Origin of the sequence: Candidatus Solirubrobacter pratensis (genome assembly GCF_000425945.1) — a bacterium.
GTDB classification, from domain to species: Bacteria; Actinomycetota; Thermoleophilia; order Solirubrobacterales; family Solirubrobacteraceae; genus Solirubrobacter; species Solirubrobacter pratensis.
Window position 1 is genome coordinate 168247 of sequence record NZ_AUEK01000003.1, and the last position, 22700, is coordinate 190946.

At 74.3% G+C, this 22700-nt stretch carries 21 protein-coding genes; 13 read left to right on the plus strand and 8 right to left on the minus strand.

Annotated elements, in window-relative coordinates; genetic code table 11:
* From H958_RS33975 to H958_RS42490, 5 genes are all read right to left on the minus strand, one after another.
* Entirely contained in the window at positions 1 to 600 is a 600-nt protein-coding gene (locus tag H958_RS33975) for an ATP-binding cassette domain-containing protein (protein WP_037408783.1), read from the minus strand.
* Positions 597 to 2087, minus strand: coding sequence for an ABC transporter permease subunit (locus H958_RS0100850; RefSeq protein ID WP_028057280.1), 1491 nt, complete (start codon positions 2085 to 2087; stop codon positions 597 to 599). Before H958_RS0100850 ends, H958_RS33975 begins: the two co-directional genes overlap by 4 nt.
* The gene (locus tag H958_RS0100855; RefSeq protein WP_028057281.1) at positions 2084 to 2986 is read right to left on the minus strand and encodes an ABC transporter permease subunit; all 903 of its coding nucleotides are present in this window, start codon (positions 2984 to 2986) and stop codon (positions 2084 to 2086) included. The genes H958_RS0100850 and H958_RS0100855 overlap by 4 nt, the downstream gene beginning before the upstream one ends.
* 87 nt (positions 2987 to 3073) lie before the next feature.
* Positions 3074 to 3610, minus strand: coding sequence for a hypothetical protein (locus H958_RS0100860; RefSeq protein ID WP_028057282.1), 537 nt, complete (start codon positions 3608 to 3610; stop codon positions 3074 to 3076).
* Between the two features lie 85 nt (positions 3611 to 3695).
* Entirely contained in the window at positions 3696 to 4478 is a 783-nt protein-coding gene (locus H958_RS42490) for an oxygenase MpaB family protein (RefSeq protein WP_051323645.1), read from the minus strand.
* Positions 4479 to 4595: 117 nt separating this feature from the next.
* On the opposite strand from H958_RS42490, the gene H958_RS33985 reads away from it, so the two are divergent.
* Positions 4596 to 5339, plus strand: a complete 744-nt coding sequence (locus H958_RS33985) for a precorrin-2 dehydrogenase/sirohydrochlorin ferrochelatase family protein (RefSeq protein ID WP_051323646.1) — start codon at positions 4596 to 4598, stop codon at positions 5337 to 5339.
* On the opposite strand, the gene H958_RS0100875 is transcribed toward H958_RS33985, so the two are convergent.
* Positions 5309 to 6283 (minus strand): aldo/keto reductase, encoded by a 975-nt coding sequence (locus H958_RS0100875; RefSeq protein WP_028057283.1) that lies wholly within the window; start codon positions 6281 to 6283, stop codon positions 5309 to 5311. The two genes, H958_RS33985 and H958_RS0100875, sit on opposite strands and share 31 nt — an antisense overlap.
* Between H958_RS0100875 and H958_RS0100880 the strand changes: the two genes are divergently transcribed.
* From H958_RS0100880 to H958_RS34015, 10 genes are all read left to right on the plus strand, one after another.
* Entirely contained in the window at positions 6257 to 6877 is a 621-nt protein-coding gene (locus H958_RS0100880) for a MogA/MoaB family molybdenum cofactor biosynthesis protein (protein WP_231379147.1), read from the plus strand. The two genes, H958_RS0100875 and H958_RS0100880, sit on opposite strands and share 27 nt — an antisense overlap.
* Entirely contained in the window at positions 6855 to 7523 is a 669-nt protein-coding gene (locus H958_RS33990) for an ATP-binding cassette domain-containing protein (protein WP_051323647.1), read from the plus strand. The genes H958_RS0100880 and H958_RS33990 overlap by 23 nt, the downstream gene beginning before the upstream one ends.
* Entirely contained in the window at positions 7520 to 8194 is a 675-nt protein-coding gene (locus H958_RS0100890; protein ID WP_028057285.1) for a heme exporter protein CcmB, read from the plus strand. The genes H958_RS33990 and H958_RS0100890 overlap by 4 nt, the downstream gene beginning before the upstream one ends.
* A 6-nt stretch (positions 8195 to 8200) precedes the next feature.
* Positions 8201 to 8932, plus strand: coding sequence for a cytochrome c biogenesis protein (locus H958_RS33995; protein ID WP_051323648.1), 732 nt, complete (start codon positions 8201 to 8203; stop codon positions 8930 to 8932).
* Entirely contained in the window at positions 8932 to 9129 is a 198-nt protein-coding gene (locus H958_RS0100900; protein WP_037408787.1) for a hypothetical protein, read from the plus strand. Before H958_RS33995 ends, H958_RS0100900 begins: the two co-directional genes overlap by 1 nt.
* Positions 9126 to 10490 carry a glutamyl-tRNA reductase gene (gene hemA / locus H958_RS34000; protein WP_081685480.1) on the plus strand — a complete coding sequence of 455 codons (1365 nt, stop codon included), beginning with the start codon at positions 9126 to 9128 and terminating at the stop codon, positions 10488 to 10490. The genes H958_RS0100900 and hemA overlap by 4 nt, the downstream gene beginning before the upstream one ends.
* 106 nt (positions 10491 to 10596) lie before the next feature.
* Positions 10597 to 11451 carry a hydroxymethylbilane synthase gene (gene hemC, locus H958_RS34005; protein ID WP_037408788.1) on the plus strand — a complete coding sequence of 285 codons (855 nt, stop codon included), beginning with the start codon at positions 10597 to 10599 and terminating at the stop codon, positions 11449 to 11451.
* Positions 11452 to 11494: 43 nt separating this feature from the next.
* Complete coding sequence (gene cobA / locus H958_RS0100915) at positions 11495 to 12964, plus strand: uroporphyrinogen-III C-methyltransferase (protein WP_028057287.1); 1470 nt, start codon at positions 11495 to 11497, stop codon at positions 12962 to 12964.
* Complete coding sequence (locus H958_RS34010) at positions 12961 to 13812, plus strand: SAM hydrolase/SAM-dependent halogenase family protein (RefSeq protein ID WP_081685481.1); 852 nt, start codon at positions 12961 to 12963, stop codon at positions 13810 to 13812. Before cobA ends, H958_RS34010 begins: the two co-directional genes overlap by 4 nt.
* A complete protein-coding gene (locus H958_RS34015) occupies positions 13809 to 14459 on the plus strand; it encodes a biotin--[acetyl-CoA-carboxylase] ligase (protein WP_051323649.1) in 651 nt (216 codons plus the stop codon). Before H958_RS34010 ends, H958_RS34015 begins: the two co-directional genes overlap by 4 nt.
* Positions 14460 to 14622: 163 nt before the next feature.
* On the opposite strand, the gene H958_RS34020 is transcribed toward H958_RS34015, so the two are convergent.
* A complete protein-coding gene (locus H958_RS34020; protein ID WP_196807147.1) occupies positions 14623 to 16767 on the minus strand; it encodes a putative bifunctional diguanylate cyclase/phosphodiesterase in 2145 nt (714 codons plus the stop codon).
* 223 nt (positions 16768 to 16990) lie between these two features.
* Between H958_RS34020 and H958_RS34025 the strand changes: the two genes are divergently transcribed.
* Both H958_RS34025 and H958_RS0100940 read left to right on the plus strand, forming a co-directional pair.
* The gene (locus H958_RS34025) at positions 16991 to 18847 is read left to right on the plus strand and encodes a hydrogenase maturation protein (protein ID WP_196807148.1); all 1857 of its coding nucleotides are present in this window, start codon (positions 16991 to 16993) and stop codon (positions 18845 to 18847) included.
* Positions 18844 to 19293: a hypothetical protein gene (locus H958_RS0100940; RefSeq protein WP_028057288.1), complete on the plus strand. Its 450-nt coding sequence runs from the start codon at positions 18844 to 18846 to the stop codon at positions 19291 to 19293. The genes H958_RS34025 and H958_RS0100940 overlap by 4 nt, the downstream gene beginning before the upstream one ends.
* Here H958_RS0100940 and H958_RS42495 read toward each other — a convergent pair.
* On the minus strand, positions 19290 to 22673 hold the full coding sequence (locus H958_RS42495; protein ID WP_081685482.1) for a DEAD/DEAH box helicase: 3384 nt from the start codon (positions 22671 to 22673) through the stop codon (positions 19290 to 19292). The two genes, H958_RS0100940 and H958_RS42495, sit on opposite strands and share 4 nt — an antisense overlap.
* Positions 22674 to 22700: the final 27 nt, after the last annotated feature.

A 22700-nucleotide genomic window follows, 5' to 3' on the forward strand; every position in this document is an offset into this window, starting at 1 on the left:
TCAGCGTACCAGATACTCCTCGCCGAGCCGCGGATCGCTCAGCGCCTGCTCGCGCGGCGCGTCGAGGGCGGGCTCGCCCTGGTCGAGCACGACGATGCGATCGGCGCGGCGGCGCGCGAGCGCGAGGCCCGCCTCGGCGAACAGGACGGCCCCGGTCAGCGCCTCCGCGACCGCGGCGACCGCGGGCGGCCCGAGTCCGGCCGTCGGCTCGTCGAGCACGAGCAGCGCCGGGTCGGACATCAGCGCCCGCGCGATCACGAGCAGCTGCCGCTCGCCGCCGGACAGCGTGCCCGCGCGCTGGCGGGCGCGCTCGGCGAGGCGCGGGAAGCGGGCGTGCACGCGCTCCAGGCGCGCGGCGACGAGCGCGCGGTCGCGGCGGTCCCGGTACGCCCCGAGCGCCAGGTTCTCGGCGACGGTCAGGCTGGGGAACACACGCCGGCCGGCGGGGACGTAGGCGGCGCCGGGGGTCGCGGCGACCACGCGCTCGAGCAGCGCTGTCTTGCCGGAGCCCGGCGGCCCGACGACGGCGACCGCCTCGCCCGGCGCGACGAGGAGCGGAGCGGTGAGGCCGCGCGAGGGGGCCGCGTCGCGGACGATCACGCCAGCGCCCCCAGGTAGACCTCGCGCACCCCCGCGTCGGCGGCGATCTCCTCCGGCGCGCCGTGCGCGATCACACGGCCGTCGTCGAGCACCGTGACGGTGTCGGCGGCGCCGGCCACGAGCCGCATGTCGTGCTCGACGACGATCACGCCGCGGCCGCCCGTGGCGAGGCGGCGGAGCAGCCCGATCAGCCGCTCGCGCTCGGCGGCGCCGAGCCCGGCGGCGGGCTCGTCGAGCGCGAGCACCGGCGCGCCGGTGGCGACGGCGCGGGCGACGGACAGGAAGCCGGCGTCGGCGATCTCGCGCGCGAGCGCGTCGTCGGTTCCGGCGACGCGCAGCTGCCGGTACGGCGAGAGCGACGGGAACCCGGCCTCGCGCTGGAGCGTGCGCACCACGCGCTCGCCCTCGATCCTCCCCGCCGCCCGCAGCTCGCCCGCCAGCACGCGCAGCAACGTCGTCTTCCCGCTCCCGTTCGGCCCGATCACCGCGTGGATCTCGCCGGCGCGCAGCTCGAGCCCGACGCCGCGCAGCACGTGGACGTCGCCGAGCCGCAGATAGAGCTCGCGCGCCGTCAGCAGCCGCCCACCCGCGCCCACGGCGGCCGGCGCGGCCGGCGGCGGCTCCGCGAGGGCGCGCGGCCGCGCCCGCACGTACGGCCGCAGCACCACGCAGGCGACGAGCAGCGCGGCCGTCACGACGCCGGTCGCCGCCGTGTCCGACGCGCCGGAGTCGGCCACCAGCTGCGACAGGCGCGGGATCGCCGCGACCACCGCGAAGCCCAGCAGCGGCCCGGCGACCGGCGCCGTCCCGCCGACGATCACGGCCGCGAGCAGCTGCAGCGAGAGCAGCGGCGAGAGGTCGGCGGGCGCCGCGACGCCGAGCAGCAGGCTCACGCCCGCACCGGCCGCGGCGCCGAGCGCGCCCGCCACCGCCATCAGCTCAATCCGCCGCCGCCTCTCGCGCACGCGCAGGGTCAGCGCCAGCTCGCGATCGTCGCGCAGCGCTGCGGCATCGGCGCCGGCCCGCGCCGCCCGCAGCCGCGCGGTCCCCCACAGCGCGGCGCCGCACAGCGCCGCCGCCGTCACCGCGTGCACCCGAGGCGTGAGCGTCAGCGACCAGCCGAACAGCCCCTGGACGCGGTCGATCGCCGGGCGCGTCAGCCCCTGCTCGCCGCCCGAGAGGCCCGGGAAGGCGATCAGTGCCGTGTACGCGAGCCACGCCAGCGCCCATGTCGCCAGCGCGACCGCGGGCCCGTCGGCGCGCGCGACCAGCCACCCCGTCCCGGCTCCCGCCGCCGCCCCCGCCAGCACCGCGACCAGCACCGCGGTCCCGATCGGCAGACCCGCGCGCTCGAGCTGCAACGCGCCGACGCCGCCGACCGCGGCGAACGCACCCTGCGCGAGCACGGGCATCCCGGCGTGCGCGACCACGAGCGCGAGCCCGAGCACCGCGGCGAGCAGGTAGAGGTCGTGCGCGAGCTCGGTCACGCCGCCAGCAGCCCGTGCGGGCGTCGCGCGGCGAGCAGGGCGAGCAGCGCCAGCGGCAGCACGTCGGCCCAGCGGGCGCCGAGCGCGCCCCACGCGGTGACGAGCGACTCCAGCACGCCGAGCGCGAGCCCGCCCGCGAGCGCGAGCCGCAGCGAGCCGAGCCGGCCGAGCAGCGCAGCGCAGATGCCCTGGAGCCCGAGCAGCACCCCGTCGTCGACGCCGATCGGCGCGGCCGGCGCGATCAGCAGCCCGGCGAGGCCGGCGAGCGCGCCGGCCAGCGCGAACGCCGCGAGGATCACGCGCTCGCACGGGATGCCGAGCAGCGCCGCGGCGCGCGGATCGTCGCTGACCGCCCGCACGACCGCGCCCGCCCCGGTCAGCGCGAGCGCCCGCTCGACCGCCACGCCCGCGGCCAGCCCGACCGCGAGCACCTCGAACGCCCGCACCGGCACGGTCACGCCGCCGCCGAGCCGCAGCACCCCGGCACCGCCGAGCGGGTCAGGCAGCGCATACGCCTGCTGCGAGAACGGCAGCCCGAGCAGCTCGCGCACGAGCAGCCCGGCGGCGAGTCCGCCCGCGACCCAGCCGAGCACGTCGGCGCGCGGCAGGAACGGGCGCAGCGCCAGCGCGTAGACCGCCATCGACAGCAGCGCGCCGGCCGCGAGCGTCACGAGCGCGAGCGCGACCGCCGTCCCGAAGCCCGGCGTGGACGCCACGGGCGCCGTCCCGACGACCACCAGCACGCCGACGAAGACGGCGCCGACCACCACGTCGCCGTGCGCGAACGCGATCACGCCCGTGAGCCGGTGCACGAGCGTGAAGCCGAGCGCGATCAGCCCGTAGGTCGCGCCCGTCGCCAGCCCCGTGATCAGCGCCTGCAGCGCCACGGCACCGCTCACGGCGTGACCTCGCCCGGGAGAATCGCCCTCTGGGCGATTGCTCCCAGCGACGCGAGCCCGCAGGGCGAGCAATCGCCGCTCATCGCGCTACGAGACCGTGTAGCGGATCCGCAGCTTGCCCTCGCAGAGGCTGATCACCTGGATGTCGACGGCGTGCTTGCCGCTCAGGTGCGCCTCGGCCTCGGCGCCTTCCTCCTGGTCCTTGGCGAGCAGCTTGTAGCCGTTCTCGACCAGGATGTCGGACGCGTCGTCGCGCTTGGCGGGCAGGTCGTCCGGCCCGCCCTCGGTGACCGCGAAGTAGCGCGTGGTCTTGCCGAAGGGGCCCTCGGACTCGTAGACGTGCGCATCGCCCGGCAGCGCGAGATCCGCCGGCGGCTTGGCCTTGGGCTCGCCGGCGAGGTCGCCGGCGTCCGCGCACGGCTTGTCCTTGCCGCCCTGCTCCGCGGCCTTGTCGGCGTCGGAGTCCCCGTCCTGCGCCTGGCCGGCGTCCGCGTCCTGCGTCGCGGACGCCGTCGCGGTGGCGGTCGTCGCCCCGCCCGCGCCGGACGCGGCCGGCCGGTCGTCGCCGCCGCAACTGGCGACGAGCAGCGCGAGCAGCGCCGCGACGAGCGTGATCGTCCTCATACGCACTTCGTTCCCCCCAACTCGACCCTTTGACCTCTGGGCATCCGCGCCCAACGCCACAGCCTGACGTACGCAGATGAGCGCTTTATGTGACGCGCGCGACGCGGCGAGGCAGCGCGGGCACCACGAGCCGCTTCACGTACTCGGCGCCGCCGTGCAGCGCCACGGCGCGGACCGGGTCCCACGACAGGCCGTACTGGCGCCGGATGTCCGCCGGCAGCAGGCCGACCGTGATCTGGTTGACGAGCTCCTTGAGCGGCTTCCAGTGCAGCGCGACCGGCGGGGCGAGCACGACCTCCTTGCCGAGCTCGCGCGCCTGCGGGGTGACGAACAGCTCCCCGCTCGCGTACATGTCCGCCATATAGGCCTCGAAGGCGTCGATGTCGCGCGGCATGTCGCGCTCGCGCAGGCCGAACCGGCGGCCGACGACGCGATAGTCGCGCCACAGCGCGTCGAGCTCGTCGCGCGAGAGCGAGCGGACGTACTTCGGGTACACGAGCATCGCCGACTCGGCCAGCGCGGCCAGGATCCACAGCAGCAGGGCTGGATCGTCGGCGCGATACGGCGTGCCGGCGGGGAACGGCCCGGCGGGCTCGCGCAGCTCTCCGCGCACCCGCCGGTGCATGGCGCGCACGCGCGCCGTCAGCTTGTCGGCGCGCTCCTTGCTGTCGAACGCGACGGCGTCGAGCACCGTCGCGGTGCGGCGCAGGCGGGCGTACGGATCGTCGAGCGCGCCCGTGTGGGCGAAGAACCCGGCGAAGGCGACCGGGTGCGCGGCCATGACCAGCAGCGCCCGCGGGCCGGAGAGCCCCGTCAGCCGGTGGCCCACCACCTCCCGTAGGAGTGAGCGATCGTCGAAGTAGTCCATGTAGCGTCGTCCGGAGGTCCGAGCTTTGCGAGCGGCGAAGGCCGAGTAACGTCGTCCGGAGGTCCGAGCCTGCGAGGACCGAAGGCCGAAACTCTTCCTTAGTACGGTAAGACGTCGATGCCGGCTCAGGCCTATGCGGGAAAAGCGTGCGTCTGCCAGTACAGGCGCGGGATCTGCGATCAGACCTGCGTGCGCGACATGCTCGACACGCCGTTCTACATCGCGTGCCTGAAGCTGACCGGGCGCCGCTGCGTCGTCGTCGGCGGCGGCGAGATCGGGCTCGAGAAGGTCGAGGGCCTGCTCGCCTGCGACGGCCGCGTCGTGCTGATCGCGCCGGCCGCGGTGCCGGAGCTGGAGAAGCTGGCGTCAGAGGGCTCGATCGAGTGGATCCGGCGCGAGTATGAGACCGGCGACCTCGAGGCGACGTTCATCGCGATCGCCGCGACCAGCGACACCGACGTGAACATCCGCGTCTACGACGACGCGGAGGAGCGCGCGATGCTCGTCAACGTCGTCGACGTCCCGCCGCTGTGCAACTTCATCCTGCCGGCGATCGTCCGCACCGGCCCGCTCGCGATCGCGATCTCCACCGCCGGCGCCTCGCCCGCGCTGGCCAAGCGCATCAAGGCGCAGATCGCCGACGTCTACGGCGAGCCGTACGCGCGCCTCGCCGTGCTGCTCAACGAGGTCCGCGGCTGGGCCAAGGGGACGCTGCCGACCTACCAGGACCGCAAGGCGTTCTTCGAGGGGATCGTCAACGGCGACCCCGACCCGATCGAGCTGCTGCGCGCGGGCGATGAGGCCGCGGTGCGCGACCTCATCGCCGAGCATCAGCGGTCGACCGGCGTCATGTCCGCGTAGCGGTCGCCGGCCGCCTGGCCGGCCTCGCCGAGGCGCGCGAGGTCGTCGGCGTCGAGCACGATCTCGAGCGCCGCGGCGTTCTCCTCGAGGTACCTGCGGCGCTTGGTGCCCGGGATCGGGACCATGTCCGCGCCCTGCGCGTGGACCCACGCCAGCGCGATCTGCGCCGCCGTCGCGCCCTTGTCCTTCGCGATCGCGTCGATCTTCTCGACGATCGCGACGTTGTGCGCCAGGTTGTCGCCCGCGAAGCGCGGCTGATAGCGGCGAAAGTCGTCCTCCGCCAGCTCGTCGAGCGAGCGCACCTTGCCGGTCAGGAACCCGCGCCCGAGCGGCGAGTAGGGCACGAAGCCGATGCCCAGCTCGCGGACGGTCGGGATGATCTCGGCCTCCGGCTGGCGCGCCCAGATCGAGTACTCGGTCTGCAGCGCGCTGATCGGGAACGTAGCGTGCGCACGCCGGATCGTCTCCGGCGCCGCCTCGGAGAGCCCGAGGTAGCGCACCTTGCCCTCCTCGACGAGCGCGCCCATCGCGCCGACCGTCTCCTCGATCGGCGTGTCCGGGTCGACGCGATGCTGGTAGTAGAGGTCGATGTGGTCGACGCCGAGGCGCTTGAGCGAGCCCTCGACCGCCTCGCGGACGTACTCGGGCCGCCCGTTGACGCCGCGCTTGCGCGGATCGTCGGGGTCGCGCATGTTGCCGAACTTCGTGGCGAGCTGGACCTCGTCGCGCCGGCCCGTGATCGCCTTGCCCACGAGCACCTCGTTCGTGTGCGGGCCGTACATGTCGGCGGTGTCGAGGAACGTCACGCCCAGGTCGAGCGCGCGCTGGATGGTGGCGGTCGACTCGGCGTCGTCGCCTTGGCCGTAGAACTCGGACATCCCCATGCAGCCGAGCCCTTGGCGGGACACGACGAGGCCTTGGGTGCCGAGCGGGACCTGCTGGATCAAGGAGCGTTCAGCCTTTCGCGGTGGATCTCGATCTCCGGTGTCGTACCGGCGAGGTTAGAGCGCGCTCGAGCGCCGGCCCGGCTACGCTCCCGACCCATCCGCACCGCGATCCTCACCGTCTCCACCTCGGTCTCGCGCCGCGAGCGCGAGGACCTGTCCGGCCCCGCGCTGGCCGCCGCCGCAGACGCGGCGGGCTGCGAGGTGCTCGCGATGGAGGTCGTGCCGGACGACTTCGCGCTGATCGAGGACCGCCTGCACCACTTCGTCGGCGAGGGCTACGACCTCGTGTTCACGACCGGCGGCACCGGGCTGACGCCGAACGACATCACGCCCGAGGCGACGCTCGCCGTGATCGACCGCGAGGCGCCCGGCTTCGCCGAGCAGATGCGCGCCGAGGGCCTCAAGTACACGCCGATGGGCATCCTCACGCGCGGCGTCTCGGGCATCGCCGGCCAGACGCTGATCGTCAACTTCCCCGGCTCGCCGAAGGCGATCGACCAGCTCTTCCCCGTGCTCGCGCCGACGCTCAAGCACGTGGTGCGCACCCTGAGAGGGGACTCGTCGCACCATGAGAGCGATCGAGCTGGCTGACGTCGGCCGGGCGTACGGCGAGCGCATCGCGCTCACCGGCGTGACGCTTGGCTTGGACACGGGTCAAACCCTGGCGGTGTTCGGCTCCAACGGCGCCGGCAAGACGACGCTGTTGCGGATCCTCGCCACGCTCCTGCGCCCGCACCGCGGCGCCGTGCGCGTGCTCGGCCGCGAGCTGCCGCGCGACGGCTGGGCGGTGCGCGGCAAGGTGGGCTTCCTCGGCCACGACCCGCTGCTGTACCGCGACCTGACGGCGCGGGAGAACCTGCGCTTCCACGCCCGGCTGCACGACGTGGCGCCCGCGCGCATCGACACGCTGCTGGAGGCCGTCGGCCTGGAGCGCCGCGGCGACGAGCCCGTGCACACGTTCTCGCGCGGCATGGTGCAGCGGCTCGCGGTCTGCCGCGCCGTGCTGCACGAGCCGGAGCTGCTGCTGCTCGACGAGCCGCTGGCCGGGCTGGATCCGGGCGCGGCGGCGGCGGTCTCGCCGCTGATCGCGGGCGGGACGCGCGTGCTGATCTCGCACGACGTCGAGCACGGGCTGCGCGAGGCCGACGTCGTGCTCGGGCTGCGCGGCGGGCGGCCGGCGATCCTGGCCGACGCCAAGAGCGTCAGCGCCCAGGACGTGCGAGGGCTCTACGCATGAAGCGGGCGATCGGCGCGCTGATCCGCAAGGACCTGCGGCTGGAGCTGCGCACCCGCGAGTCCGTGCCTGCGATGGTCCTCTTCTCACTCGGCACCTTCGTGCTGTTCCACTTCGCGCTCGACCGCCCCTCGGTGGACGGCGACCTGGCCGCCGGCGTGCTGTGGGTGACGCTGCTGTTCGCCGCCGTGCTGGGGATCAACCGGCTCTTCGTGGCCGAGCGCGAGGAGGGCGGCTTCGACGGCTTCCTGCTCGCGCCCGTCGAGCGCAACGCGATGTTCGTCGCCAAGGCGACGGTGCTGTTCCTGTTCCTCGTCGTGCTCGAGGTCGCCGCGATCGCGGCGTTCTCGATCCTGCTGCTCGACCCGTCGCCGTTCCCGGCGCTGCCCGGCCTCGCGGTCGTGCTGCTGCTGGCCGACGCGGGGCTCGCGGTGATCGGAACGCTCGTCGGCGCGCTGGCCGTCGAGACCCGCGCGCGCGACCTGCTCGTGCCGCTGCTCGCGCTGCCGCTCTCGGTCCCGCTCGTGATCGCGGGCGCGCGCGCGACGTCGCCGCTGCTGGAGGCCACGGGCGCCGGCCCGCTCGAGGGCCGCTGGCTGCTGGTCCTCGGGCTCTATGATCTCGTCTTCGGGCTGATCGCCTATGCGCTCTTCGACTTCCTGCTGGAGGACTGACAAGCCGTGTTCGGCCGGGGGCTGAAGACCCTCTCGCTTCTCACCGTCGCGCTCATCGTGGGCGCCTTCGCGCTGGTCTTCTTCTACGCGCCCGACGACGCCGACCAGGGCTTCATCCAGAAGATCTTCTACCTGCACGTGCCGCTCGCGATCGTCGCGCTGTGCGGCTTCGTCGCCGGCGGCGTGTACGGGATCCTGTACCTGCGCACGGGCGACCGGCTGCACGACCTTCGCTCCTACGTCGCGATCCACCTGTCGCTGATCCTCGCGGTCGGCGCGCTGATCACCGGCTCGATCTGGGCGCGCGCGGCCTGGGGGCACTGGTGGGTGTGGGACGAGCCGACGCTCGTCTCGTTCCTGATCGTGTTCCTGCTCTATGCCTGCTATCAGCCGCTGCGCTTCTCGATCGAGGACCCGGAGCGCCAGTCGCGCTACGCGGCCGTCTTCTCGATCGTCGCCGGCGCCTTCGTGCCGCTGAACTTCATGGCGGTGCGGATGGCGCAGTCGCTCGCCCACCCGCGCGTGCTGAGCACGACCGGCGGGAACATGCCCGGCTCGATGTTCTTCACGTTCCTGGTCTCGCTGGCCGGGATGGCGTGCCTGTTCGTCACGCTGTGGAAGTACGAGCTGGCGTCCAAGCACGCCTCGATGCAGCTCAAGCGCCTCAAGCGCAAGCTCGCGGGCGACGAGGACGTGTGGACCCCCAACCCGCGCCGCTCGGCGGCGCCGCAGCTCTGATGCCGGCGCTGCCGCTCGACGAGGCGGGCAAGTACGTCGCCGCGGCGTATCTGGTGTTCCTTGCGCTGGTTCTCATCTACGTGGCGATCATGGCCGGCAAGCTGTCGCGCATCGAGCGCGACCTGCAGGAGCTCAACGAGCTCGCCGACCGCCGCGCCGCCGACGAGGAGGACGACAGGGAGCCCGTGGCGAGATGACCGAGCTGCTGGCGCTTGGGGCCTCGCACAAGACCGCGCCGCTGGCGCTGCGCGAGCGGCTGGCGCTGCTCGACGGCCAGGTCGAGCCGTTCCTGCAGGAGCTGATCGCCCACCCGCAGGTCTCCGAGGCCGTCGCGGTCTCCACCTGCAACCGCACCGAGCTCTACGTCGTCGTGGGCGAGCCGGTCGAGGCCGAGTCGGAGGTCCTTTCGATCCTCGCCCGCCGCGCCGGCACGCGGCCGACGGAGCTGCTCGGCTCGATCTACGTCGAGCGCAACTGCGACGCCGCCCGGCATCTGTTCCGCGTCGTCAGCGGCCTGGAATCGATGATCATCGGCGAGGCCGAGATCCAGGGCCAGGTCAAGCGCGCCTACGAGCGCGCGCTGCACGCCCGTACGACCGGCCCGCTGGCCAACAAGCTCTTCCGCGCCGCGCTCGCGACCGGCAAGCGCGTACGCACGCAGACGACGATCTCGACCGGGCACGCGTCGGTCGCGTCGGTCGCGGTCGACGCGGCCCGCGACGCCGTCGGCCCGCTGGCCGAGCGCCACGTCGCGATCGTCGGCGCCGGCGAGACCGCTGAGCTGACCGCGCGCGCGTTCCACGCCCAGGGCGTCTCGACGATGTTCGTCGCCAACCGCCACCGCGACCGCGCGATCGCGCTCGCCGAGCGCTACGGCGGCGCGTCGGGCTCGTTCGACGAGCTGCCCGGCGAGCTCGTGCGCGCCGACGTCGTGGTCTCCTCGACCGCGTCGCCGCACGCGATCGTCGGCGCCGAGGAGCTCGCCGACGTGATGGCCGAGCGCGCGCGGCGGCCGCTGCTGCTGATCGATCTCGCCGTCCCGCGCGACATCGATCCCTCCTGCGCCGAGCTCGAGGGCGTGACGCTGCTCGACATGGATGCCCTGCAGTCGGCGGTGCGCACGAACCTGCGCGTGCGCCGCGCCGAGGCGGCGCGCGCGGTCGACATCGTCGAGGACGAGATCCAGCGCTTCGCGGGCTGGCTCGGCGCGCTCGAGGTGATGCCGACGCTCGGCGCGCTGCGCGAGCGCGGCGACGCGGTGGTCGACGGGCTGCTGGCCGAGAACGCCGGCCGCTGGGAAGGCTTGAGCGAGCGCGATGCCGAGCGCGTCGAGGCGTTCGGCCGCGCGATCGTCAAGCGGCTGCTGCACGAGCCGACGCAGCGGGTGAAGGAGCTGGACCCCGAGCACCGGCACGCGCGTCTGCAGCTGCTGCGCGAGCTGTTCGGGCTCGACGAGACGCCCGCCGGTGAGCTGGCCGAATCGGCTGAAGCCGGTTCGCCGGGAGATCGGCTGGCGCCGATCTCGCGCGGCGCGGAGATTCGTCGCCGCCGCGCGTGACAGGCAACGGCTCGCTCTGCCTCGGCCCAGGGGCCTCGTCACCGCTTCGCTCGGGGCTCGCGTTGCTCCGAGCAATCGCCCCGGGGGCGATTCTCCCGGGCGAGGCATGCCGGTGACCGCGCTCCGGCTCGGGACTCGCGCGAGCGCGCTGGCGCTCGCGCAGGCGCGCGCGGTCGCGGCGCTGCTCGACGTCGAGTGCGAGCTCGTGGAGATCACCACGGCGGGCGACGTGGACCGCGCGCGCGGCGACAAGTCGCGCTGGGTCGGCGCGCTCGAGCAGGCGCTGCTGGCGGGCGACATCGACCTCGCCGTGCACTCGGCCAAGGACGTGCCCGGCGCGCTGGCCGACGGGACCGTGATCGCGGCGACGCCGCGCCGCGCGAACCCGGTCGACGTGCTGGTGGGCGACGTGTCGCTGGCCGCCGTGCGCGAGGGCGCGCGCGTCGGGACGAGCGCGCTGCGACGCCGCGCGCAGGTGCTCGCGGCGCGACCGGACGTGTCGGTCGTCGAGCTGCGCGGAAACGTGGACACGCGGCTGGCCAAGCGCGCGGCCGGCGAGGTCGACGTGCTCGTGCTCGCCGCCGCCGGGCTGGAGCGCCTGCATCGCGACGGCGGAAGGCACCTGGACTTCGTTCCCGCGCCCGGCCAGGGCGTGATCGCGGTGCAGGCGCGCGCGGGCAGCGCCGCGGCCGACGCCGCGCGCGCCGCCGACCATCCGGGCACGCACGTCTGCCTCGACGAGGAGCGCGCCGCGGTGCGGCTGCTCGGCGCGAGCTGCAACACGCCGGTCGGCGTGCTCGCCCGCCGCGTCGGTGACGGGCTGGTCGTGTGCGGCTTCGCGGGCCTGCCGGACGGCTCGGCGTGGCTGGTCGACCAGGCCGGCTCCGGCGAGGCGCTGGCGCGCCGGATGCTCGCGGCGGGCGCCGCGGAGCTGCTGCGCGAGGCGGAGGCGATCGCATGACTCGCGCTGCGCGCCCGCATGCTCCGGCGGGAGGTAGAGCGCGGTGACGGTGTACCTCGTCGGCGCCGGGCCGGGCGATCCCGGCCTGCTCACGATGCGGGCGCACGAGCTGATCGCGGCGGCCGACGTGATCCTCCACGATCGTCTCATCCCTGCGGGCGCGCTCGACCATGCGCGACCGGATGCCGAGGTATTCGACGTCGGCAAGCAGGGCGGCGGGCCGCAGGTCCCCCAGGAGGAGACCGAGCGCCTGCTGCTCGAGCACGGGGCGACCGGGCGCATGGTCGTGCGGCTGAAGGGCGGCGATCCGTTCGTCTTCGGGCGCGGCGGCGAGGAGGCGCTGGCCCTGCGCGAGGCCGGCATCCCGTTCGAGGTCGTGCCGGGCATCACCGCAGGCATCGCGGCGCCGGCCTACGCGGGGATCCCGGTGACCCAGCGCGACGTCGCGAGCGCCGTGGCGTTCATCACCGGCCACGAGGACCCGGCGAAGCCGGAGTCGGCGCTCGACTGGCCCGCGCTGGCCGCCTTCCCGGGCACGCTGGTGTTCTACATGGGGGTCAAGGCGCTTCCGCGCATCGCCGAGCAGCTGCTCGCGGGCGGGCGGCCGCCGTACGAGCCGGTCGCGGTCGTCGAGCGAGGCACGCTCGCGGACCAGCGGACGACGCTGGGCACGCTGGTGACGATCGCCGCGAAGGCCGCGGGCGCCCGCGCGCCGGCGATCACGCTCGTCGGCCCGGTGGCCGGGCTGCGGGAGCGGATCGCGTGGCTGGAGGCGCGGCCGCTGTTCGGGCTGACCGTCGCGGTCACGCGCGCGCGGGCGCAGGCCAGCGCGCTGGCGGCGCGGCTGCGCGAGCTGGGCGCGACCGTGGTGGAGGCGCCGGCGATCAGGGTCCGCCCGCTCGACGCCGAGCTGCCCGACCCGCAGGGCTACGACCTCCTGTGCGTCACGTCGCCGAACGGCGCCGAGCGCCTGTTCGACCACCTGCGCGATGCGCGCTCGCTCGCCGGCGTGACCGTCGCCGCGATCGGCCCGGGCACCGCGCGGGCCCTGCGCGCGCGGGGCGTCGAGCCCGACGTCGTGCCGGAGCGCGCCGTCGCGGAGGGTCTCGTGGAGGCGCTCGCGGACGTGCGCGTCGAGCGCGCGCTGGTCACGCGCGCCGCCGAAGGTCGCGACGTGCTCCCGGACGCGCTGCGCGAGCGCGGCGCCGTGGTCGACGTCGTCGCGCTCTACGAGACGGTCGCCGAGCCGCTCGACGAGGACACTCGTGTCGCCGCCGCCGCGGCCGACTACGTGCTCTTCACCTCGGCGTCGTCGGTTCGCTTCTTCGCGGCGGCCGGCGGTTCGCTGAGCGGACCGCGGCTCGTGTCCATCGGGCCGGCGACGAGCGACGAGCTGCGCGCCCACGGCGCCGAGCCGGCGATCGAGGCCGACCCGCACACCCCCGACGGCCTCATCGCCGTCGTGCTCACCCACGCACGGGAGTCCGGCCCGCAGGGCGGGTCTTCGCCATGATCACCTTCCTGTCCGACTACGGGCCGGGCGACGAGTACGTAGGCGTCGTCCACGGCGTGATCGCGCGGATCGCGCCCGGGCTGCAGGTGCTCGACCTCGGCCACGGCGTGCCGCCGCAGGACGTCCGCACCGGGGCGCGACGGCTCGCGCGCGCGGTGCCGTTCACGCCGCCCGGCGTGCACCTCGCGGTGGTCGACCCGGGCGTCGGCGGGCCGCGGCGGGCCGTGGCGCTGCGCGCGGCCGACCGCTGGTTCGTCGGCCCCGACAACGGCCTCCTGATCGACGCCGCCGAGCGCTTCGGCGGCGTGGCGGAGGCCTATGACGTCGGCGAGTCGCCGTGGCGCCTGGAGCCCGTGTCGGCGACCTTCCACGGGCGCGACATCTTCGCCCCGGTCGCCGCCCACCTCGCGCTGGGCGAGGTCCCGGACGCGCCGGTCGAGGCCGCAAGCCTGGTCCGCCTGCCGCGCCTGCAGGCGCGCCGCGACGGCGGCGCGATCGTCGCGCACGCGCTCGAGGTCGACGGGTTCGGCAACGTCCGCCTCGACGCGCCCGCCGGCACCGCCGCCCGCACCGCCGGCGGCCATCCCGTCGTCGTCGCGCGCACGTTCGGCGACGCGCTCCCCGGTGGCCTGCTGCTCTACACCGAGTCCGACGGCGGGCTCGCGCTCGCCGTCAACGGCGGCAGCGCCGCCGCGCTGCTCGGCCTGCGCGCCGGCGACGAGGTCCGGCTCGAGGGTATCCCTACCACGCGGGAGATTCGCCCTCTAGGCGATTCTCCTGGCGCAACGAGCCCCGAGCGAAGCGGTGACGAGGCCTCCGGCCGAGGCAGGAGCGAGGCTTCGCCGTGATCGGCAAGCCCCGCCTCCACCACCGTTCGATCGGCTCGACCAACCTGCGCGCGCGCGAACTGGCCGACGCCGGCGCGCCGCACGGCACGCTCGTCACCGCCTCCGAGCAGACCGCCGGCCGCGGCCGCCAGGGCCGCACGTGGGTCACGCCGCCGGGGACCGCGATCGCGGCCTCGCTGATCCTGCGCGAGTTCGACGAGCTGTTGCCGCTGCGCGCCGGGCTCGCGGTCGCCGACCTCGCCGGGCCGGGGGCGCGCGTGAAGTGGCCCAACGACGTCCTGCTCGACGGCCGCAAGGTCGCCGGCATCCTCGCCGAGGCGCGCGCGCCGGCCTGGGCGGTGCTCGGCATCGGGGTCAACGTGACCGGCGTGCCGCCGGAGGTGGAGGACATCGCGACCGCGCTCGGCCGCGAGGACGTCGAGCAGGCGCTCGCCGAGCTGCTCGAGGCGCTCGAGCGCCGGCTCGCCGAGCCGGCCGGGCCGCTGCTGCGCGACCTGCGCGCCAGGGACGCGCTCCTGGGCGCCCGCATCCGCTGGAACGGCGGCGAGGGGACCGGCGCCGGGATCGACGACGCCGGCGCGCTGCTCGTGGACACCGGCGGCGAGACGATCGCGCTCGCCGCCGGCGAGGTCCACCTGCTGAGCTAGGCGCCTGTTGAACTTTGATCCGTCGATGCGAGGTGGTGCGCCCGTGGATGCCGGGCGCCGGGCCCGTGCCTAGGCATACCGGTGCGTCTTCCTGGGCACGGGCCCGGCCAATCCGGCGCCGCGGGCGTGCCGCATCGCACGGCGGGGAAAGATCAACGGGCTCCTAGGCCGCGAGCTCGCCCAGCGCGTCGATCGTCAGCAGCCGCTCGAGCTCCTCGGGCGGCTGCGGGCGCGCGAAGTGGAAGCCCTGGGAGAGGACGCAGCCGAGGTCCAGCAGCGCCTCGACCTGCTCGGACGTCTCGACGCCTTCCGCCACCGCGGACAGGTTCAGGCCCGCCGCCAGGCGCAGGACGGCGTCGACGATCGCGGTGTCCTCGCCGTTGTTGTTGAGGCCGTCGACGAAGGACTTGTCGATCTTGATCGTGTCGACCGGCAGCAGCGCCTTCAGCTGCGCCAGCGACGAGTACCCGATGCCGAAGTCGTCGATCGCGAGCCGGACGCCGAGCGCCTTCAGCCGCTTCAGCGCGACGGTCGCCGCCTCCGGGTCGGCGAGCACGGCGCTCTCGGTGATCTCGAGGCACAGCAGGCGCGGATCGAGCCCGGTGTCGCGGAGCGCGTTCTCGACGATCAGCGGGAAGTCCCCCGCGGCCAGCTGGCGCGGGGAGACGTTGACCGAGACGCTGAGCTCGCGGTCGACGGTCGCGGCCCACCTCGCCGCCTGGCGGCAGGACTCCTCCACGACCCAGGCGCCGATCGGGACGATCAGGCCCGTCTGCTCGGCGATCGGGATGAACGCCGGCGGGACGATCAGCCCACGCTCCGGGTGGTACCAGCGGATCAGCGCCTCGGCGCCGACGATGCGCCCGCTCGCGAGCTCCACCTGCGGCTGGTAGAGCATCTTCAGCTCGCCGCGGTCGAGCGCGTGGCGCAGGCTTCCCTCGAGGTCGAGCCGCTCGACGGCGCGCTCGCGCATGCTCATGTCGAACACCTCGCAGCGCGCCTTGCCGAGCTCCTTCGCGCGGTACATCGCGGCGTCGGCGTCGCGCAGCAGCTCCTCCGGATCGGCCGCGTTGGCGCTGATCGAGCGCACGCCGAAGCTGGCCGTGACGAAGCGCTGGCCGCCGTCGAGCTCCACCGGCGCGCGCAGCGCGCCCGCCAGGCGGTCGGCCACCCGCCGCGCCGCCTTCTCGCCGCCCGCGTTGCCGATCATCACCGCGAACTCGTCGCCGCCGAAGCGCGCGATCAGGTCGCCGGGCCGCAGGACGCGGCGCAGCCGCTCGGCGACGACCTCGAGCAGGCGGTCGCCCGCGCCGTGGCCGAGCGAGTCGTTGATCAGCTTGAAGTTGTCCAGGTCGACGAACAGCACGGCGACGTCGTCGTGCCCGCTCACGGAGATCAGCTCGTGCAGGCGCTGCAGGAACAGCGTGCGGTTGGGCAGGCCGGTCAGCGGGTCGTGGTGCGCCTGGTAGTCGAGCTGGCGCTCGACGCCCTTGCGCGCGGAGATGTCGAGCATGTGGCAGACCCAGTACGCGGGCGCCCCGTCGCGGTCCTGCACGAGCGAGTGCTGCCACAGGCCCCAGCCGATCGAGCCGTCGGCGCGCGTGAAGCGGCGCTCGATCTCGACGCCCGCCTCGGCCGGCCACATCGAGCCGTCGTGGTCGGACTCCGGCCTGAGCGAGTCCAGCCGGCGGCCGAGCAGCTCGCCCGCCGTCAGCCCGGTGTCCGCGCACAGGCGGTCGTTGACGCGCTGGATGTTGCCGTCGAGGCCGACGAGGGCCATGCCGATCGGCGCGTCCTCGAACGCGGAGCGGAAGCGCTGGTCGGAGTCGCGGGTCTCCTCGCGCGCGTCCTCGTTCATGCGCCACGAGACGATGTTCACGATGCCCAGCGCGCTGATGAAGAGCGCGTGGACCGCGGCCCACTTCCACGGGCTCGCCTGCGCGTCGGGCGTGTTGTAGACCGAGACCGAGTCCAGCACGCCCATCGTGCCGTGGTGGACGAGCACGTACAGGAACGCGAGCAGGTACGGGAACCACTCCTCGTAGGTCGCCAGCAGCGCGACCATCACGAAGAAGTGGAAGTGCGCCTCGATGCGCCCGTCCCAGAAGTAGACGAGCATCGCCGAGGAGGTCAGCAGCGAGAAGCAGACGGCGGCCGCGCGGTAGCGGCGGCCGAGGTCGGCGCGGCCGGCGAGGGCGGCGAAGACGGCGATCGGGGTGATGTCCAGCAGCGCGCCGGACAGCGCATGCCCGGTGGCGAGCGCGAAGATCAGCAGGGCCGGGACGTGCGCCCAGGCCACGCAGCTCATCGCGCGATGCCGCCGCGCCCACGTCTCCGGCGGGAGCGTCTGCCCTCGCGGAAGGCGATCGCGCCACCGGACCGAGCCGGTTTCGTTCGTCATTGCCGTCGCCTCCTTGCCACGGGGTCCACACCGTGGGTCATCGACCCGGGGGCCGCAGCGTTTACGGCATTGGACGTTTGTCCGTTTTTGCATCAAGTGCATGTGCGCCACGTCGATCAAGCGGAGCACCATGAACGAGCTGACCGACAACGGACTGAAGGTCCTCTTTCTCGTCTCCGCCCACAACAGCCTGAGCCAGCGTGCCTACATCGCGCTGACCGAGCTGGGTCACGACGTCACGGTGCAGGTCGTCAGCGCGGCGCATCAGATGGAGGCCGCCGTCGCGGTCCACCGGCCCGAGTTGATCGTGTGCCCCATGCTCAAGACGTTCATCCCGGAGAGCATCTGGCGCGAGCACCGCTGCCTCGTGGTGCATCCGGGGCCGCAGGGCGACCGCGGGCCGTCGTCGCTGGACTGGTCGATCGAGCTCGGCTACGCCGAGTGGGGCGTGACCGTCCTGGAGGCCGCCGAGGAGCCCGACGCCGGGGACGTCTGGGCGACGCGCAGGTTCGCGACGCGCCCGGTGGGCAAGAGCAGCCTGTACCGGCATGAGGTGCGCAGCCACGCGATCGAGGCGCTGCTGGAGACGATGCGCAAGCTCGCCGATCCGAGCTTCACGCCCGAGCCGCTGGACTACTCCGACCCGAACGTCACGGGGCAGCTGCGCCCGCTGATGAAGCAGGCCGTGCGGTCGATCGACTGGACGTCGGACAGCACCGCCACGGTGCTCCGCAGGATCCGCGCCGCCGAGGGCTTCCCGGGCGTGCTCGACAGCATCGCCGGCATCGACTTCCACCTCTTCGGCGCGCACGCCGAGCGCACGCTTCGCGGCGTGCCGGGCGAGATCGTCGCGACCCGCAACGGCGGGCTGTGCCGCGCGACGGCCGACGGTGCCGTGTGGATCACGCAGCTCAAGCCGCCCAAGGACGTCGAGGGCTTCAAGCTGCCGGCCACCCACGCGCTCGCGCTGGCGGGCGTGACGCTCGACGTGCCGGAGGTCGGCGTCCCGCTGCACGCGCCGATCCCGTCCGGCCACACGTGGCGCGAGATCTCCTACGAGGAGGCCGACGGCGTCGGCTACCTGTACTTCGACTTCTACAACGGCGCGATGAGCACGGAGCAGTGCCGGCGACTGCGCGAGGCGTACGCGTACGCGCGCTCGCGCCGCACGACCCGCGCGATCGTGCTGATGGGCGGCGAGGACTTCTTCTCGAACGGGATCCACCTCAATGTGATCGAGGCGGCGCACGACCCGGGCGAGGAGTCCTGGTTCAACCTGCACGCGATCGACGACGTCGTGCGCGACATCCTCGAGACGGACTCGCACCTGGTGATCTCGGCGCTGTGCGGCGACGCGGCGGCCGGCGGCGTGCCGTTCGCGGTCGCGGCCGACCACGTCGTCGCGCGCAAGGACGTCGTCCTGAACCCGTACTACCAGCACATGGGCGGGCTCTACGGCTCCGAGTACTGGACCTACGTGCTCCCCCGCCGCGTCGGCGCGGAGCTGACGGCCGAGCTGACCGGCATCAAGACCGGGAAGTTCGAGCCGATCGGGACGCGGCGGGCGAAGGAGATCGGCCTGATCGACGACGTGTTCGGCGACGACGTCACGGGCTTCCGGGCGCAGGTCCGCGCGGTCGCGGCCAAGCTCGCGCGCCACCAGGACCGGCACGCGTGGATCGAGGAGAAGCGCCGCCGCCGCGCGGCCGACGAGCGTGTGAAGCCGCTCGAGGCCTACCGCGGCGAGGAGATGGCGCGCTCGTACGAGTGCTTCTTCGGAGCCGACCGCAGCTACCACGAGGCGCGCACGCGGTTCGTCTACAAGCTCGGCGCGCCGTGCGTCGTGGCGCCGGTCGAGCCACAGCCCGCGGCGGCGGAGTCGTTCGTGATCACGAGCGCCCCGGCCCCGGCGCCTCCCGCGCCCGTCGCCGCCGCGCCGGCCCCCGCGCCGGCCGAGATCGGCTGGCGCCTGGTCTCGAGCGCATGAGCGCGTATGCCGAAGTGCGGCGGGCGCCGGCGGCGGAGCTGCGGACCTCGCTCGGCCTGGCGACGCTCGCCGCCGCGCTCACCCACGTCATGGGAGCGTCGCACGCTCCCGGCGGCGTCTGGCCGGCCGGCGTCGGAGACCTCGCGATGGCGCTCGTCCAGGGCGCCTTCGCGGCGGGGCTCGCGTTCACCGCGGCGCGCTGGGTCGTCGGCCCGGCGGCGGCGGTCGACGCGACGATCGCGCTGGTCTGGCTTGTCACGCGCCTGCAGGGCCTGGAGATCGGCGTGCCCGGCGTCCTCGGCACGCTGACCGGGCTGGTCGCGGCGGCCGGCGCGCTCGCGCTCCTGCTCGGCGCCGGCGACCGCGCGCTGTCCGCGTGGTCCAAGGCCGCCCTCGCCGTCTTCACCCTCGCCGCCTGCACCGGCTTCGGGCACGTGGGGCACTAGGCCGCGGCGTCCTCCAGCGGCGCGCCGGACGCCTTCTTGGCCCGCGGCCGCCGGGCGGCGACCGTGGCGGTCTTCTTGGCGGCCGGCTTCTTCGCCGCGGTCTTCTTCGCCGCCGTCTTCTTCGCGGCGGCCTTCTTGGCGGCCGGCTTCTTCGCGGCCGTCTTCTTCGCGGCGGCCTTCTTGGCGGCGGGCTTCTTCGCGGCCGGCGCCTCGTCGGCCTTCTTCGCGCGCGGCCGGCGCGCGGGCTTGGCGGCCGTCTCCGGCGCCGGCGTCGCTCCGTCGGGCGTGAACAGCGTCTGCTGCGAGGCCGGCTCGGCCGGCTTCTTCGCGCGCGTCCGGCGGGCCGGCTTGGCGGCCTCCGGCGCAGCCGCCTCGGCGGCCTTCTTCGCGCGCGTCCGCCGGGCCGGCGCGGGAGCGGGCGCCTCCTCGACCGCGGCGGCCACGACGGGCTCCTCGGTCACCGGCTTCTTCGCGCGCCGGCGCCGCGCGGGCGCGGCGTCGGCGGTCGTCTTCTTCGCGCGCGTCCGCCGCGGCCTCGCGGGCGCATCGGACGCGGCCGCGGCGACCGCCGCCTCGACCGCGGCCGCGGCGTCGGCGAGCGGCCCGGTGGCGGCAGCGGGCTTGCGGCGGGAGCGGCGCGAGCGCTTCGGCGCCTCCTCTGCGTCGGTCACGACCGGCTCCGGCTCGTCGTCGATCGTCACGCGGCGCACGCCGCCCTCGACGCGCTCGGGATCGGCCGCCACCGTCTTGCGCCGGCGCGAGCGCGACGGCTTCGCCGCGGTCTCGACCGCGTCCTCGAGCTCCTCGCCGACGCCCACGCCGGCGACGCCGACGGCCTCCGTCACCGCGCCCGGCGCCTCCCCCGCGCCCTTGCGCCGCGAGCGGCGCCGCTTGGCCTTGCCGCGGCCCTTCGGGAAGTTGCGCAGCAGCTCGCGCGCCAGCGCCGCCGGCTTGCGCGACATCCGCGTGCGGGCGCCGTTGATGACCTCGCCCGCCTCCGCCGTATGCGGGATCGCCGCGGCCAGCAGCGCCGCGCTCAGCCTGCGGTCCTGCTGGCGCGAGGCGTGCACGAGCCGGCGCGCGTTGCGCGCGTGGGCGCCGCCCGAGGAGTTCACGAGCAGGCCCAGCAGCCGCTTGGTCTCCGGCCAGCGCTGGACCGCGTACTCCTCGTGGATCTCGCGCGTCATGTTCGCGCAGCGCCAGATCCAGTTGTTCGCCTGGTCGCGGCGGCCGATCTTCTTCTCGGCGAGCGCCTGCAGGACGACCTTCACGCCCTCGCGCTTGTCGTCGCGGGGCCAGGACTCGACGAAGTCCAGCGCGCGGTCGAACGCCTCGGCGTCGCGGCCCGACGCGATCTCCTGCAGCGCGCGCAGGCGCAGCTGCGGGTTCTTGTTGCGGTCGACCGCGGTGATCAAGAACGTCCGCTTGAGCTCGCCGCCCTGGTCGAAGTGCAGCATCGCCCGCGCCCGGCGCCAGCCCGTCGGCGCGACGCGCGCGCCGGCCAGCGCCGCCCACTGGACCTGCTCGCCGTAGTCGAGGTGCTCGACGGCGATCCGCCACAGCTCGCGCTCGAAGACCTCGATCCGCCGGTTCTCGTCCCCCGTCACCGGCAGTACGCGGCGCTCGACGCGCAGCCGGCGTCCGCGTCCGCGCCGCACCGGGCCGACCACGATCGCGCCGCCGCGGTAGACGTCGCGGTCCAGCAGCGAGTGCAGCGTCACGACCGGGTCGTCGTGCTTGGTCGCCGGGTGCACGAAGTCGACGACGATGCCGGCCTCCTTGCCCTGGTGGCGGCGCGTCACGCGGCCGACGCGCTGCTGGTAGATGCGCTTGGAGGCGGTCGGCGCGAGGTGCATGCACACCGTCGCGCGCGGCGAGTTCCAGCCCTCGGCGAGCAGCTGCGCGTTGACCAGCACGTCGATGTCGCCGCGCTCGTAGCGCGCGAGGATCTGCGCCAGCTCGCGCTTGGGCGTCTCGCCCGAGACGGCCATCGCCTTCATGCCGAGGTCGCGGAACGCCTGCGCGACGTTGTACGCGTGCCGCACGCCGGCGGCGTAGACGACGCCGGGGACATTGTTGAAGCGCGTCTTGTAGAGATCGGCGATCGCCAGGTTGAACGGCAGCTGATCGAGCAGCTCGGCCAGCATCTCCTGGTCGAACTCGGTGTCCACCTCGCCGCGCCGCAGCGGGACCTTGGCGATCGTGCGCACGCCCGGGCCGGGCGGGATGCGGACGCAGCGCAGCGGGGCGATGACGCCGCGGCGCGCCGCCTGCGCGAGGTCGAAGCGCGAGGTCTGCGTCGGGAAGAGATCGGTGACGTGGCGGGCGATCAGCGCGCCGGTCGCGGTCATGCCGATGAAGATCGGGCCGGTCCAGGCGCGGATCGAGCCGGACGTCTTCTCGCCGAGCGCCGTGTGGGCCTCGTCACAGATGACGATCGAGTAGGCGTCGGAGATGTTGCCGGCGTTGCGGACGAACCACTGGTAGGTCTCGACCGTCACGGGGCCGTCGAGCGGCGTGCGCTCGCCCAACAGCAGCGCGGGCGCGATCCGCTTCGCGTAGCCGCGGTCGCGCAGCTCGCCGTGGAACTGGTCGACGAGGTTGCGGCGATGGGTCAGGATGAGAACGCCGCCGGTGCGCGACGCCTCGACGAAGCCGAGCGCCGCGACGGTCTTGCCCGCCCCGGTCGCGTGCTCGAACCAGAAGCGCTTGCCGGCGTTCGGGTCCTCCGGCGCCTCCGCGTACTGATCGTCGCCGGACTCCGACCAGTCCTGCGGCTCCTCGGGCTCGTCCTCGTCGTCGACGTCCTCCTCGCCGGGGATCCCTGGGGACGCGAGCTGGACCTCGGTGTCGACCGTCCCGTTGGAGCCGTTGACCGACCCGCCGTTGTTGCCGTAGCGCTGCGTGTCGGCGAGCAGCGCCGTCAACGTCCCGGACAGCGCGTCGACCTGGTGGGCGGAGAGCACCGTGCCGTCGACCAGCGAGGGCTCGTCCTGCGAGAGCAGCCGGTCCAGGCCGAGCATCAGCGACCAGTGCCGGCGCCACTCGACGCTCGGCGTGCGCGCCCCCGCCTCGATCTCCGCCAATGCGGCGTCGAGCGCACGGCGGCGCGGTGAGCCGGGCGAGAGCGTGGACGCGGGGTCCTCGCCCTCCAGCACGAAGGGCTCACGTGTGAACGCGGCGGCGCGTTCGATCTCGTCGATTGAGGGAAGCGTGGCCGTCTCGGCCACCTGCGTGGTCTCAGCCAAAAGACACGGCTCGGTCGGTGAGAAGCGTCCCGGCGCAATGCTCGGGCGGCGCTCCAGGAAGAAACTCGCGGGCGGGAGCTCCAGGCGCCGCGCTTCGGCGTTCCCCTCGGTCGGCTCCCTGCGAGTTCGCATCTATTGAAGCAGACTCGGAGGAGGACG

Bases quoted from the DNA above. Each gene is read 5' to 3' on its own strand.
- H958_RS0100860 (WP_028057282.1), bottom strand. From the start codon at position 3,610: ATGAGGACGATCACGCTCGTCGCGGCGCTGCTCGCGCTGCTCGTCGCC.
- H958_RS42490 (WP_051323645.1), bottom strand. From the start codon at position 4,478: ATGGACTACTTCGACGATCGCTCACTCCTACGGGAGGTGGTGGGCCAC.
- H958_RS33985 (WP_051323646.1), top strand. From the start codon at position 4,596: ATGCCGGCTCAGGCCTATGCGGGAAAAGCGTGCGTCTGCCAGTACAGG.
- H958_RS33990 (WP_051323647.1), top strand. From the start codon at position 6,855: ATGAGAGCGATCGAGCTGGCTGACGTCGGCCGGGCGTACGGCGAGCGC.
- H958_RS0100890 (WP_028057285.1), top strand. From the start codon at position 7,520: ATGAAGCGGGCGATCGGCGCGCTGATCCGCAAGGACCTGCGGCTGGAG.
- H958_RS0100900 (WP_037408787.1), top strand. From the start codon at position 8,932: ATGCCGGCGCTGCCGCTCGACGAGGCGGGCAAGTACGTCGCCGCGGCG.
- hemA (WP_081685480.1), top strand. From the start codon at position 9,126: ATGACCGAGCTGCTGGCGCTTGGGGCCTCGCACAAGACCGCGCCGCTG.
- hemC (WP_037408788.1), top strand. From the start codon at position 10,597: ATGCCGGTGACCGCGCTCCGGCTCGGGACTCGCGCGAGCGCGCTGGCG.
- H958_RS34010 (WP_081685481.1), top strand. From the start codon at position 12,961: ATGATCACCTTCCTGTCCGACTACGGGCCGGGCGACGAGTACGTAGGC.
- H958_RS34020 (WP_196807147.1), bottom strand. From the start codon at position 16,767: ATGAGCTGCGTGGCCTGGGCGCACGTCCCGGCCCTGCTGATCTTCGCG.
- H958_RS34025 (WP_196807148.1), top strand. From the start codon at position 16,991: ATGAACGAGCTGACCGACAACGGACTGAAGGTCCTCTTTCTCGTCTCC.
- H958_RS0100940 (WP_028057288.1), top strand. From the start codon at position 18,844: ATGAGCGCGTATGCCGAAGTGCGGCGGGCGCCGGCGGCGGAGCTGCGG.
- H958_RS42495 (WP_081685482.1), bottom strand. From the start codon at position 22,673: ATGCGAACTCGCAGGGAGCCGACCGAGGGGAACGCCGAAGCGCGGCGC.